This is a genomic window from Psychrobacter sp. DD43 (assembly GCF_904846555.1).
In the GTDB taxonomy this organism is placed as follows: Bacteria; Pseudomonadota; Gammaproteobacteria; order Pseudomonadales; family Moraxellaceae; genus Psychrobacter; species Psychrobacter cryohalolentis.
Genome location: NZ_CAJHBE010000004.1, coordinates 165,805 through 179,438, shown reverse-complemented (window position 1 = coordinate 179,438; position 13,634 = coordinate 165,805). Strand labels below are relative to the sequence as shown.

Annotated in this window: 10 protein-coding genes and 2 pseudogenes; 5 read left to right on the top strand and 7 right to left on the bottom strand. The window is 42.2% G+C overall.

The window, feature by feature from the left end; translation table 11 throughout:
• Window positions 1-57 precede the first annotated feature (57 nt).
• From JMX89_RS03645 to JMX89_RS03635, 3 genes are all read right to left on the bottom strand, one after another.
• Window positions 58-1,047 carry a membrane dipeptidase gene (locus JMX89_RS03645; RefSeq protein ID WP_201532228.1) on the bottom strand — a complete coding sequence of 330 codons (990 nt, stop codon included), beginning with the start codon at window positions 1,045-1,047 and terminating at the stop codon, window positions 58-60.
• 92 nt (window positions 1,048-1,139) lie between these two features.
• A complete protein-coding gene (locus JMX89_RS03640; protein WP_201532227.1) occupies window positions 1,140-2,615 on the bottom strand; it encodes an aldehyde dehydrogenase family protein in 1,476 nt (491 codons plus the stop codon).
• 64 nt (window positions 2,616-2,679) lie between these two features.
• Window positions 2,680-3,069 carry a RidA family protein gene (locus JMX89_RS03635; RefSeq protein WP_201532226.1) on the bottom strand — a complete coding sequence of 130 codons (390 nt, stop codon included), beginning with the start codon at window positions 3,067-3,069 and terminating at the stop codon, window positions 2,680-2,682.
• Between the two features lie 170 nt (window positions 3,070-3,239).
• On the opposite strand from JMX89_RS03635, the gene JMX89_RS03630 reads away from it, so the two are divergent.
• Window positions 3,240-4,130, top strand: coding sequence for a LysR family transcriptional regulator (locus JMX89_RS03630; protein WP_201532225.1), 891 nt, complete (start codon window positions 3,240-3,242; stop codon window positions 4,128-4,130).
• 530 nt (window positions 4,131-4,660) lie between these two features.
• Here the strand turns inward: JMX89_RS03630 and JMX89_RS03625 are convergent.
• Window positions 4,661-4,960: a peptidylprolyl isomerase gene (locus JMX89_RS03625; RefSeq protein WP_201532224.1), complete on the bottom strand. Its 300-nt coding sequence runs from the start codon at window positions 4,958-4,960 to the stop codon at window positions 4,661-4,663.
• A 415-nt stretch (window positions 4,961-5,375) separates the two neighbouring features.
• Window positions 5,376-5,789, bottom strand: coding sequence for an organic hydroperoxide resistance protein (locus JMX89_RS03620; RefSeq protein ID WP_181209837.1), 414 nt, complete (start codon window positions 5,787-5,789; stop codon window positions 5,376-5,378).
• Between the two features lie 73 nt (window positions 5,790-5,862).
• On the opposite strand from JMX89_RS03620, the gene JMX89_RS03615 reads away from it, so the two are divergent.
• Complete coding sequence (locus tag JMX89_RS03615) at window positions 5,863-6,816, top strand: AraC family transcriptional regulator (protein ID WP_259275399.1); 954 nt, start codon at window positions 5,863-5,865, stop codon at window positions 6,814-6,816.
• 268 nt (window positions 6,817-7,084) lie between these two features.
• Here the strand turns inward: JMX89_RS03615 and truC are convergent, their stop codons facing one another.
• A complete protein-coding gene (gene truC / locus JMX89_RS03610) occupies window positions 7,085-7,855 on the bottom strand; it encodes a tRNA pseudouridine(65) synthase TruC (RefSeq protein ID WP_133105023.1) in 771 nt (256 codons plus the stop codon).
• A gap of 411 nt (window positions 7,856-8,266) precedes the next feature.
• Here truC and ppc point away from each other — a divergent pair, with 411 nt between their 5' ends.
• Window positions 8,267-11,047, top strand: coding sequence for a phosphoenolpyruvate carboxylase (gene ppc, locus JMX89_RS03605; protein ID WP_201532223.1), 2,781 nt, complete (start codon window positions 8,267-8,269; stop codon window positions 11,045-11,047).
• 121 nt (window positions 11,048-11,168) lie between these two features.
• On the opposite strand, the pseudogene JMX89_RS03600 reads toward ppc, so the two are convergent.
• Window positions 11,169-11,261 (bottom strand): annotated as a pseudogene (locus JMX89_RS03600) (GntR family transcriptional regulator); the annotation flags it as partial.
• Between JMX89_RS03600 and JMX89_RS03595 the strand changes: the two are divergent.
• Both JMX89_RS03595 and JMX89_RS03590 read left to right on the top strand, forming a co-directional pair.
• Window positions 11,261-12,166 (top strand): annotated as a pseudogene (locus JMX89_RS03595) (tripartite tricarboxylate transporter permease); the annotation flags it as partial. The pseudogenes JMX89_RS03600 and JMX89_RS03595 sit on opposite strands and share 1 nt — an antisense overlap.
• A gap of 270 nt (window positions 12,167-12,436) precedes the next feature.
• Entirely contained in the window at window positions 12,437-13,462 is a 1,026-nt protein-coding gene (locus tag JMX89_RS03590) for a D-cysteine desulfhydrase family protein (protein WP_265088673.1), read from the top strand.
• Window positions 13,463-13,634 lie beyond the last annotated feature (172 nt).

Here is a 13,634-nt window from a genome sequence, read left to right as displayed (position 1 = left end):
ATGCTCGTGAATTTGAGTTTAGCCAGCATTTTAGAAAGCTACATCTGTGCCTAGCATTTATACTAAAGGCTTAATGCCACTCTCAAGAAAATTAAACCAGTTTTGTCCGATGATTTTTCCAGCATCAGCATCATTAAAACCATGTTTGAGCAGACCGTTATAAATATTTTCCATTCCGTCCTTGCCTGCAAACCATGGCAAAGTATCCGGCCAACCTGAATTGTTAGCATTACCTTCGCCATAATCCATTGCCTTTGACCAGCGTCCATTGCGCATCCATTCAAGTACCGCTTGTGGTTGGTTCAGGCACAAATCACTACCAATTGCTAAATGCTCAACCCCATATTTATCAGCACAATCAGCAACCATGCTACAAAAATCATTGAGCGTACAATCACTACCATTCGGCAAATGAAACGGATATAAGCTAAAACCCAACAGCCCGCCCGCTTTGGTTAACGCACTAATAACGGTATCAGATTTATTACGCAGCGCATCGTGTGCAGCCGTTGGATTGGCATGACTGATACATATCGGGCGCGTAGAATGCTCAATCGCTTCAAGCGTTGAACGCTCTGCGCTATGCGACATATCGATAATCATCCCAACTCGATTCATCTCTGCTATCGCCTGCTGACCAAAGCGCGTAATGCCACTGTCATTCTTCTCATAACAACCGGTTGCTAGTAGGCTTTGGTTGTTATACGTCAGCTGCATGATCAGTAGTCCTAAGCGGCGCATCACGCTGATAAGCCCAATTTCATCATCAATCGGTGAACAATTTTGCGCGCCAAAAAGGATACCGACTTTACCTTGCTGCTTTGCCATCTCAATATCAGTAACTGAATACACTGGTAAGATAAGATCTGAGTTTTGCTCAAAGCGTGCATGCCATTCTGCAAAGCGTGTCATTGTCTGCCGCGAATCCTCGTGATAAACCAAGGTAGCATGTACCGCATTGATACCGCTGGCTTGCAGCATTTTGAAATAGTTACGGTCCCAATGGCTATACTGTAAGCCGTCAATGACGATATGGTCTTGATACATGGTTAATTCCTTTTATACTTTTACGAATGCATTGTGGCAGGAGAATCTTTACCAGCCACACATCACTATTAGCACCTGTCATTAACTGACTATTAATAAGCCTTTTGATAAGCCGTTTTAACAATAGTATAAAACTCTTTAGCATACTGACCTTGTTCACGCGGGCCAAAGCTAGACTCTTTACGACCACCAAACGGTACATGATAGTCCGTACCAGCAGTGGCTAGATTGACCATGACGCAACCTGCTTGGACTTGCTCTTTAAACATCGCGCTATTACGCAAGCTTTGGGTAATGATACCGCCAGTTAGACCAAAGCGGGTATCGTTGGTCATCGCAATCGCCTCTTCCAAATTTTTGACGCGCATGACACAAGCGAGCGGCGCGAATACTTCTTCTTGATTGATATCCCAGCTGTTATCAGTCTCAGTAAACAAGGTAGGCGACATATAATAGCCATCATGCGGCATATCTAAACGCTCGCCACCAAAGGCTAAATTGGCACCGGCTTGCTTGGCCTTTTCAATCCAGTGTAGGTTGGATGCAAGTTGCTTATCATCAACCACAGGACCCATAAAGATACCGTCATCAAGCGCATGACCAACTTTTAGGGTTTTCATTTTTGCAATGACACCATCGACGAAAGCATCATGAATGCCATCCATGACGATCAAGCGTGAAGATGCCGTACATTTTTGTCCTGAACCGCCAAACGCACCAGCAACCGCTGCATCAATAGCGACTTGTAAATCAGCATCATCGGCGATAACTAAAGCATTCTTACTACCCATCTCCAGCTGGCAGCGCACAAAGTTAGGCGCGGTTGCCGCAGCCACTTTACGACCGGTTGGCACAGAACCTGTGAAGCTAACTGCATCGATATCTTTTGAATTAATGAGTGCATCACCAACTGATGAGCCTCCCCCCAATACCAAGTTAAACGTACCTTCAGGCAACCCTTGACGATGAATGATTTCAGCTAAAGCTACCGCACTGGCTGGTGTTAAATTGGCAGGCTTCCAAATGACGCTATTGCCGAATGCTAAGGCTGGGGCGATTTTCCATACAGCGGTTGCGGTTGGGAAGTTCCAAGGAGAGATAATGGCGACGACACCGACTGCCTCACGCGTTACTTCCACTTTAACCCCTGGACGTACTGAATCCGCAGTATCGCCCATTTGACGCAACACCTCAGCGGCATAATAATGGAAGAACTGACCGGCACGATAAATCTCGCCGCGACCCTCAAGAAATGGCTTGCCTTCTTCACGTGACAATAAAGTACCTAATTCATCGCAACGGGCAATCATCTCATCGCCAATCGCCTGCAGAATAGATTGCTTCTTCTCTAACGGCGTTGCCTCCCACTTTGGTTGGGCTTGACGGGCAGCAGCAATAGCATCCTTGACTTGATCGCTACTGGCTTGGGCGAACTCGCCGATAGTTTCGGTGATATCAGATGGGTTAATATTAGCAATGGTATCGCTACCCGCTTGCCACTCACCATTGATATAAAGGGATTGCTGCGGGTCTTGCTGTGATACTTTTTGTGTGTTTTGAGCTGACATAGTGGCGTCCTCAGTTTATTAAAATTCAAATGATTGAAAGAGTCGTATAAATATAGTGGAAAAACTATGGTACGGTCGCATAAACGACTAGCTCAACCAACATCTCTTCTCGTGCCAATCCAGATATGACCAAAGCCGCGCGATTTGGATAGGGTGCTGTAAAATATTCAGCATAGACTTGATTGACCGTTTTTAGATATTCACGATCAGTGACATAAATGAGTACCTGTAAGACTGAGTCCATGCCTACATTGGCACATTCTAAAGTATGCTTTAAATTATCAAGGGTTTGGCGGGTTTGGGCTTCGATACCACCTGCGACCACATCACCGTTTTCATCAATAGGAATTTGCGCGGTGTATAATGTGCCATTACTCGTGACTGCCCATTCAAGAGGTGCTTTTGAGGCATAAAGTGAAGTCTGAACCGCTTGTTTGGTTGAGGGAGTCGTCATATCGTCATATCCTTTGAATGAATGGTTTGGCAATTTCTGTGTTATTGGTTATCCTACGCAATAAATAATGACAAATCTAACTAATTAAATATTAAATATGATAGATTTAATCTATCGCTATAATAGATAGTATCTGATCAACGGCAGCAAGCACAAAGGCACTAACGATTATGAAACTACAACAGTTACGACATTTTTTGTTTGTGGTAGAAGAAGGGGGTTTTCGTGTGGCAGCTAACCGCGCTAATAGAACACAGGCCGCATTATCCGCCTCTATAAAAGAGCTGGAAAAAACACTGGATCAGCGTTTATTTGAAAGTGGCAATAAAGCAACACTGACGCCGTTTGGGGAAAGTTGCTTGCCAAAGATTCAGCAGTTCATTAGTGTTTACCAAGCGTTTGAAGAGGGCTTAAGAGCGACCGCAGCAGGCGATAAAGGGAAGATAAGAATTGCTAGCGTACCATCACTGGTGACTAAGCTACTACCTAGCGTATTGGTCGCCTATTCAAAGAAATATCCTGATATTGAAATTGTTTTGATAGATGATAACGCGGTTGGCGTTGCAAACCGGCTGCTCACGGGCGAGGTGGATTTGGCATTAGGTAATTGTACGAGTATCAATCAAACAGATATTGATTTTACCGCACTTATATCAGACCCTATCGGCGTGGTTTGTCTTAAAAGTAATACGCTGAATCATGAATCACGTCACTCTCAAGGGCTAAAATGGCAACAACTCATGGCAGAGCCTTTTATTTATAATGGTACCTGTCGACTACTTGAGAACACACCTGCAGAAGTGCTCAACCGCAAAGCTCGCTATACGGTAGAAAATATCACCTCACTGTTCTCATTGTTAAGAAACGATCTTGGCATTACTACCTTACCGAAACTCGCCTTTCCTTCTAATGAACCCGAGCTGGTTTGGATAAACTTACTTGACCCTTCTTTAAACAGACAAATCGGCATCTTTAAACTGGCTGACAAATCTATTTCCCCGCCCGCTCAAGCTTTTTATGAGCTATGTGTGACCTATGTTCAAGAGCACTATCTATTGTGATGCATCCAATAATAAAGCTACTGATTGCGGGATTGTTGTCTTAATTAGTGAGTAGTGACAGACTGAATGAGTCATCACAGACGAAGATTTATCATGAAAGTGACTTCTAAAGATAGAGTGAACTCATTGATACCAGCGATACGTTATAGCGCTAGTTGTAACTGCCCGAAGTGTGGCTGCAGCGCGGCATCTATTTGTGATAAATGTGATAGGTGGTCGAAATGCTGTGAGTGTGGTGAAAAGTAAATATCGCCATCACTTTTAAACCTTATAGTGCATAGCCATGTACAATATCGATGACACATAAAAAACAGCCTATAGAATCGATTCTGTAAGCTAATAAAATCAATACATATAAGATATTGTCGTATTATGATATTTGGTTGATCTATCTTGAACGATATAGGGTGTTGTCAGCAGTTCGAGTCTGCTTATGCCTACCAAATATTTAGAAAGCCCCAGTCTAACGACTGAGGCTTTTTTTATCGGTAAAATATGGAATGTACCGGAAAATCCTAGATTGATATCAATCAAAGCTCAGAATCTAACCCTTCCGTTCTGTAAAGCACTTTAACCACATGCCAGCCAAATTTGGTTTTCACTAAGTGTGGGGTGAGGAGTTCGCCGCTGAAGCAAATTTTATCAAACGGCGGTACCATATCGCCTTGCTTAAACTCACCTAAGCTGCCGCCTTTTTTAGCTGATGGGCAGGTTGAGTATTTCTTAGCCAACACATCAAACATGTTGCCTTTTTTAAGCTTGGCAAGGATATCTTCAGCTTGTTCTTTGTCTTTTACTAAAATGTGTAATGCGCTAGCTGTACGAGCCATAAGGTAAACCCTTCATAAAATATCGATTGTCGGGGCATTATATCATTACTTACCTTAGTTGCTAACCTTACTGGTCTGCGCTACTTCATCAAAAGTCATTATCTGCCTTTTAAGTGTCAGTACAATGCATCTAACAGACGCCCATAAACAGTTTAATCTGAGCTAAAAGCAATTGGCAGCTTATGTGCCCAGTGCTTATACAATCGATTTATCATTTGCTGCTAGCCATTGTAACTTAGTCAGCGGAAGACAATAAACTGGAGCTTGTGTAAGAATTTTAGTATTTATATTGCAGTATTTATATTGCTTAGTACCATAAAAAATTGCTTGGCTACCTAGAGTAACCAAGCAATTTTACATTTTATTATTGTTGTATTATTTTTTATAGTTATTGGCTTTTAATGACAAACGCTATTTAAACAACCGTAACATGCAAGCGCACATCAACATTGCCACGAGTGGCATTAGAGTATGGGCAAACTTGATGAGCGGTCTCGATTAGAGTTTGTGCTTGGGCTTCATCAATACCAGATACTTCGACAGACAGCTCTATATCTAAGTTATAGCTATTATCCGCTTTCATACCAATACCAACTTGAGCAGATGTTTTCGAAGCGGTTACCGGTAGTTTCATTTGTTGTGCAGTCATATTTAGCGCACTATCAAAACACGCAGCGTAACCCATCGCAAACAGCTGCTCTGGATTCACCCCCTCTTTATCTTTTTCTTGAAAGGATACCAAGTCAAAACCGAGCGAACCATCGTCAAGACCTGTATGTCCAGAACGACCACCAGTTGCTGTAGCACGAGTTTTATAAAATATTTTCATTATGCGTTCCTTATTTAGATTTATTGAATATGATTAAAATCAGACTTGATGCGTCGTGATGGGATTATTATAGATGCGCAACCAACAATCCGTTAGAACAGTCCTACGAAACTCTTGCCTAATTATCCAAAAATTTATATTATCAAGCAAACCTAAAAATAAGAAAAACATCATGCAGACAAAAACCATTGAACAATTACTTAGACTATTACCCAAAAATAAAACGATCGAATCTACTATTCCAAACTTATTTTTCTATTGCGCTGACAGGCCAAGTAAAACCGTCAGCTACATTCAAGAGCCTAGCATATGTATCGTCCTGCAAGGCGAGCGCGAGATTTACTTAGGAAAAGATTGCCAAAAATTTGACAATAGCAGCCTGATGTTTTGCCCTGTCGATATTCCTTTAAGTATGCACATTAAGCATGCTTCGTCAGACCATCCTGTCATCGTTTTATCAATGAAATTAAATCTTGTGATGATTCAAGAAGTACTCGCTAGAATACCGCCTCAACAACAAGTAAAAGAAGGTAATTTGGGAATAAAATGGCAATTAGATGACGCTATAATGCAAGCGTTTGAGCGATTGGTAAACTTACTTGATTGTCCAAATGATACTGATTTTTTATCTTCTTTAATACAGCAAGAAATTTATTATCGCATGCTCTCGGCACAACAAGGGAATAAGTTGCGACAACTGGTCATCAATGGCAGTCATACTCACCGTATTTCACAAGCAACCGATTGGCTAAAAACGCATTTAGACGAACCTGTGGTGATTGGAGACTTGGCGAGCCGATGTGGTATGAGTATCTCAGGTTTTCACCAACACTTTAAAGAGATTACACAGTTGAGTCCGCTACAGTATCAAAAAAAATTACGATTAATGGAAGCGAGGCGTCTGATCATATCCAATGACTCTCAAATATCACAGATTGCCATGCAAGTAGGCTATGAAAGCCCCAGCCAATTTAGCCGAGAATATAAACGATTATTTGGAAACAGTCCAAATAGCGATTTGAGTTAAGGGGTTGAAAAACTGGTGAAGTTATTACTACAAATGAGTATTTTTTGAAATGGTAATCTTCCAGGTTACTGCCTACGAATTTGACAGCAAATGTCAGTTCAATTCCTCACTATGAACCTGAACCTGAACCTGAACCTGAACCTGAACCTTCGATTGCAGCACCCGTATGTTCTGTCTTTATTATTTTAAAACCCGCTAACTACACTAAGACCTGTATGTCGACTTCTTTGATATGACTTTTGAAGATAAACCCTAAACTTTACACTGCTTAAACTTTAGCGCTCTCTACCCAAGCAAACTCTTCCAAAATGCGCATCCATTGATCGTCTAGTCCCGCTTTTAGCAATAACGGCTCACCGGTGACCGGATGGCTGAGCGCTAAACTCTGAGCATGTAGCAGCATGCGAGTACAATCATAGTGATTACGAAAAAATCGTGTGTGACGTATATCGCCGTGGCTGGTATCACCCACGATATGATGGAATAAATGTCTCATATGCCGACGCAGTTGATGCTTACGTCCGGTCTCGGGGGTTAAGCGCATTAGACTATAGCGGCTCGTGTCATGCTTTTTTGACACCGCAAATGGCAACTCAATTTGTGCCAAACTTTGCCAATGGGTCACTGCCTCTTGAGCCGGTTTATCCAAATTAGCGAACTTATCGGCAATAGCATCGGGCTGAAAGCTCAACGCATAATCAACGGTGCCTTGTTCTGACATATAGCCGCGCACCACAGCTAAATATTGCTTGGTCATTTTGTGTTCAGTAAAAGCCTCAGTAAGGCTGCGCGCCACGGCTGAGCTCTTGGCAAATAACAACACGCCTGACGTAGGCTTGTCTAACCTATGCACCGGAAATACATGGCAACCTACCGCATCACGGGTGAGCTGCATGGCAAAGCGTGTCTCGCCTTTATCCAGCCAACTGCGATGCACCAACAGCCCAGCCTCTTTATTAATCGCCACCAGAAATTCATCTTCATAGATTATTTCTACTTGATTGGCGATTTGATTGGCGGTGTCGCTTTCGATATTCATGTTTTCAGTGCCTATATTTTAGATATCATAATTATATATCTTTTTTAGCAAACGCTACCAATTCACGTATAAAAGGTATTCCAATAATTTTGCCCATATTTCTGACCTATCCTATAACTTTCAATCTCACACGCTTTTAACCGCCTCGGCATTGCCGTTAACTTAATCCGCTAACTTCTTTAATATGCGAAGTCACCCATGCTACACTTTAGAAGATAGCTTACCAGCCTTTATCGTCTCATTATTGTGCTGATTCGCTTTTATCAAAGATACTAAGTCTTTGATAAAATTGAATATTAGTCCTATTCACTGCTCATTACTAAACATTATATTAAGCAGTATTTTTCTTTATACAAAATTACAGATTTACTGCTTCACTATTTTTTAATTAATTTAAGGAGAAGGTCAAGGATGATAATAGATAATGACATATTACGTGAACGCATTAGTTTATTAGGTTCCTTCCTAGGGGATGCAATTTCTCGCCAGACGGGCGAACAAACGCTGCATACGATTGAAACGCTGCGCAAAGGTTTTATTCAACAGCGCCGTGAGCCTCATGAAGCTCATAAGCAGAAGCTCATCGATTTTATTGCCTCTTTGGACAATCAATCCTTAAAAAATGTCATCCGCAGCTTCTCTATCTATTTTTTCTTAGCCAATCTAAGTGAAGAGAATTATCTACGTGAAGAGCGCCATGCATTACGTATGCAATCAGAGCAGAGCTGGGAAGGATCGTTTCGCCGTACTTTACTAGAGTGTCGTGAGCGCAATATTGAGCCAGCACAGATGCAAGAGCTCATTGAGCAACTAAAATTCATGCCTGTATTTACCGCGCATCCTACTGAAGCGCGTCGACGTACAACGATGAACTTATTACAAGGTTTATTTACGCATAGCGATGCCTTAAATAACGTTGCACAAAACAGTTTTGCCTACGAGCAAGCCAGAGAAAAAACGGCGCAATCGATTGATCTGCTATGGTCGTCTGATGAAGTGCGGACGCGTAAGCCTTTAGTCTATGACGAAATAAATAATGGCCTGCATTATTTCAATGCCAGTTTATTCAACGCCATTCCTAAGGTTTACCGTAATATTAAAAACGCTATTATTGATATTTATCCTGAGCTAACAGACTACCCTCTACCTGCTTTCATAAGCTTTGGCTCTTGGATTGGTGGCGATAGAGATGGCAATCCCTTTGTCACTCATGACACCACAGAAATGGCCGTATTGATGCATGCAGATACCGTGCTGCGTCACTATCAAGTGTTGCTTAAGAAACTACGTCGTCAGCTTATTCATAGTGATACGATTGTTACTATCGAACCTGAAGTATATGCAAAAATTGAAAGTTATAGTGAGCTCGACAGACGAGTCTTTGATTACAATCTTGATGATTACGGCAATGAACCTTATCGCAGATTCCTCTCCTTAATCCTAAATAAAGTCAAAGCCACCAACCTTTTAATCCAAAGCAAAGGGAATGATACTGAGGCTAAAAAAGATGCCTACGCCAATCCACAAGAACTATTAGAAGACTTACGCATCATCCGTCAAAGTGTGAATACTCATGACACAGCACATGGCGAAGGCTTATTACTCGATATAATACGTTTGGTCAAAACCTGTGGCTTCCATTTGGCAGCGCTCGATATTCGCCAAGAGTCGTCTTATCATAGCGAAGTGATAGCTGATATTTTTGCCAATGCTTCTAACTTGCCTGACTACCAAAGCCTCAATGAAACCGAGCGCCAAGAGTGGTTGACGCGCTTGCTTAAGAAACCAGGCACACCGCTTATTTATACCGATAATTTAACGGATAAAACCCGTGAACAATTGGCCTTGATGCACTCAGTAGCGACTTTACGCAAACTGGTTGGGCAAGATACTTTTGGCAGTTATGTTATCTCAATGACCAATAACGCCAGTCAATTATTAGAAGTATTGCTACTCATGCGCTTTGCAGGCTTATGTAGAGTGGATGACGAAGCGCGACTGTCTGCCGACTTGCCAGTAGCCCCCTTATTTGAGACGATAGAAGATCTTAAAAACATCGATAAAATTCTACCTGAAGTTTTAGACAATCCATTATATCGAGGGTTGCTACGACACTCAGATAATACCCAAGAAATCATGCTGGGCTATTCGGACTCTTCAAAAGACGGAGGCATCATTACTTCTGCATGGCAGCTTTATAGCGCGCAGCAGACCATTAACCGTATCGCAGAAGAATATGGCATCAAAACCCGCCTATTTCATGGTCGTGGTGGCTCAGTAAGTCGTGGTGGCGGCTCAACGCATAAAGCTATTGCCGCGCAACCTGCAGGTACACTGCATGGGCAAATCAAAGTGACCGAACAAGGCGAAGTCCTTTATGCCAAATATGCCAACACCGATACCGCTGTATTTGAGCTAACCATGGGCATCACTGGCACGCTTAAAGCTTGCTCCTCAAGATTCGTGGTGCAACCGCCTGAACTGCCACATTATGAAGCGCTCTTTGCGCGTTTAGCAGATGCAGGTGAGCAGCGTTATCGCAAGCTAACTGATCATACCGAAGGGTTTTATCAGTTCTACTCCCAAGCGACGCCAGTAGCAGAAATCTCCTTATTAAATATTGGCTCACGCCCAGCACATCGTAATAAAGGTCTACCAAGTAAGACGACTTTGCGCGCAATTCCTTGGGTATTTGGTTGGTCATTAGCGCGCTTTACACTGCCCGCTTGGTATGGTGTCGGCAGTGCGTTGCATAGCGTCATCGATGATGAAGCACTGATGAAAGAAATGATTGACTGCTGGCCATTTTTTAACGTGTTTATTAGCAATATTGAAATGGCGTTTACCAAGTCTGATATGAGTATTGCTCATGCTTATAGCCAATTATGTAACGATGAGATATTACGTGAACAGATTATGACAGCGGTGACGGATGAGCACGAGCTGACCTATTCAGGTTTAAACTCTTTGCTTAACCAAGAGTCGTTATTAGAGCATCAGCAGAATCTTGCCGCTTCTCTTGAATGGCGGAATGCGTATTTAGATCCAACCAACTATATCCAAATTGAGCTATTAAAGCGTGCCAGACAAAAAGACGCTACAAGCGATACCAATCTTGGTGACCTCGACGTTGAAGATCCATTAATCCGTAGTATTAATGCTTTGGCAGCGGGTCTACGCAATACAGGGTAATTGATAAAACAGAAAAATATAGGCAAAAAAGACAGTACTTTTAGTATTTCCTAAAGGTACTGTCTTTTAATCTGTTTATCTCAAACGGTCACTTAATTATCGATATAGGTTTAATAAACGCCTAAATAATATTAATCTCATAGCTGAACTTCTCTGCCAGCCCATAGGATTCTCTATATTCGATAGGATCGCCTTCTAGATTCTTCGCAATGCGTCAACCTATCTGATGGTATTCAATTTACTACCATTGTTATTGGTTTCTTTAGTGTGAGTGAAATTCTAATCTTGCTCGAAAAAACCACGACTGGACACAAGGTTATTGAACAAGGTAAACGCAGTCTCTTAAACTTTAAAGAGTTTACTTTTGCTTTTGGAGCCATGCTACGCAGTGGTCTCATGGGCTTTGTCGTTGGTATCTTACCAGGTGCAGGCGCAACGATTGCCAGTGCCATGACTTATGCTAGTGAACGCAAAATTGCTGGTGATACTGGTACTTTTGGTGATGGTGATCTTCGCGGTGTTGCTTCGCCAGAAGCGGCAAATAATGCCTCAGCTTGTGGCTCATTTGTGCCAATGTTGACGCTAGGTGTGCCGGGTTCTGGTACGACAGCAGTCATGATGGGCGCATTGACGTTATATAACATCACACCGGGTCCGCAGTTATTTACTGAGCAGCCAGATATCGTATGGGGTCTGATTGCCTCATTATTTATCTGTAACGTGATTTTGCTAATCATGAACATCCCTTTGGTGGGTTTGTTCGCCAAACTGCTTGATGTGCCGAACTATATCTTGATACCAGCCATTGCTGCGGTCAGTTTCGTTGGCGTATATTCTATCCATAGCACGACCTTTGACTTGGTATTTATGGTGGCACTTGGTGTCTTCGGATATTTCTTACGTAAACTAAACTTCCCCTTATCAGCGCTTATTTTGGGCTATGTATTGGGTGAGCTCATGGAGTCTAACTTAAGACGTGCCCTGTCTATCTCTCAAGGCGAGCTTAGTATCTTATGGAGCAGCCCTATCACAGTAGTTCTATGGTTGTTGGCTATTTTGATGGTATTCATGCCAGTCATACGTAGTATCTACCGTAGAAAATTTAAGCCTGCTATTTAAATTTTAGTTACTCTGTTCTCGAAATACTTCTCCGGTGGTGGTTATACTCTATGTATGACCACCATTTTTTTAGGTCGTATTACTGAAATACCCCAAAATTTTCCGAAGTAGGTTTTATACCAATATAAAAGTAAATAGCAGTAGCTCGCCAAGACTGAGTCATTCGCATTGATAGCTTATAATTGTAAGAAGTCCGTATGACTCAAATTGTTATTATGGTCGGATATTATTCAAAAGTATCTGTAGCTTGCCTTATCTCAAAGAGGATGAATGATGCAAAATAAATCTATACCAAGCCTGCCGAGTATGAATCGGCAACCTTTAGGGTTTTTCCCAACGCCGTTGATTGAGCTGACCAGATTAAGCAAAGCACTCAATGGTCCTAAAATTTATATGAAACGCGATGACAATACGGGACTGGCATTAGGCGGTAATAAAACCAGAAAGCTTGAATTTATCATTGGAGACGCCCTTGCTAAAGGTGCGGATACAATCGTGACAGCAGGTGCCGCGCAGTCAAACCATTGTCGCCAGACCGCAGCTGCCGCAGCCAGTTTGGGACTTGAATGTCATCTGGTTTTGGGCGGACACGAGCCAGAACAGTTGCAGGGCAATCTATTGTTAGATAAGATTTTTGGCTGCCATATCCACTGGGCTGGCAGCAACCGTAAAGGGGAAGACATTCCTGAGATTGTAGAGCAGCTCAAAAAACAAGGTAAGAAACCCTATATTGTCCCTTATGGCGGCTCAAGCGAGCTTGGTGCTTTTGCCTTTGTTGAAGCCTTTAAAGAGCTTGAATTACAACGTCAAGAGAGGGATATCTCATTCACGCATATCTTCTTTGCCTCCAGCTCCGGTGGCACACAAGCGGGCTTGATGCTGGGTAATAAAATCTTTGATTCACCCTATCAGATAGTAGGTATCAATATTGATAAAGGTGAAACCGATAAAGTGCCGTTTGATCAGTATATTATCTCCCTCGCCAATAGCACGGCTGCATTGATTGGGGCAGATTACACCTTTTCAGAGTCAGATTTAGTGCTTAATTCTGATTATGTGGGAGACGGTTATGGAGTGATTGGTGCACTAGAAAATGAAGCCATTGCTATGACCGCGCAAATGGAAGGGATATTATTAGATCCTGTTTATACAGGGCGTGCGATGGGCGGATTACTTGATATGATTCGTACCGGTAAAATCAAAAAAACGGACAGTGTGTTGTTTTGGCATACTGGCGGCGCGCCCGCTTTATTTGCTTATGCTAGTGATTTAGCGATATCTCAAAGCGATAGTTAATCTGTCTAGCACTATCAAAAAGATCGGCTAATTAAGGCTAGCCGACCTTTTTAACAAGCTTTCCATCACTATAAAATCTAAACTTTAATTTTTAGATAACACTACATTCTATTCGCTAAAGAATAGCTATCACCAATCATAAAACTTGTCAAAAACAACGGGCATATTTCAC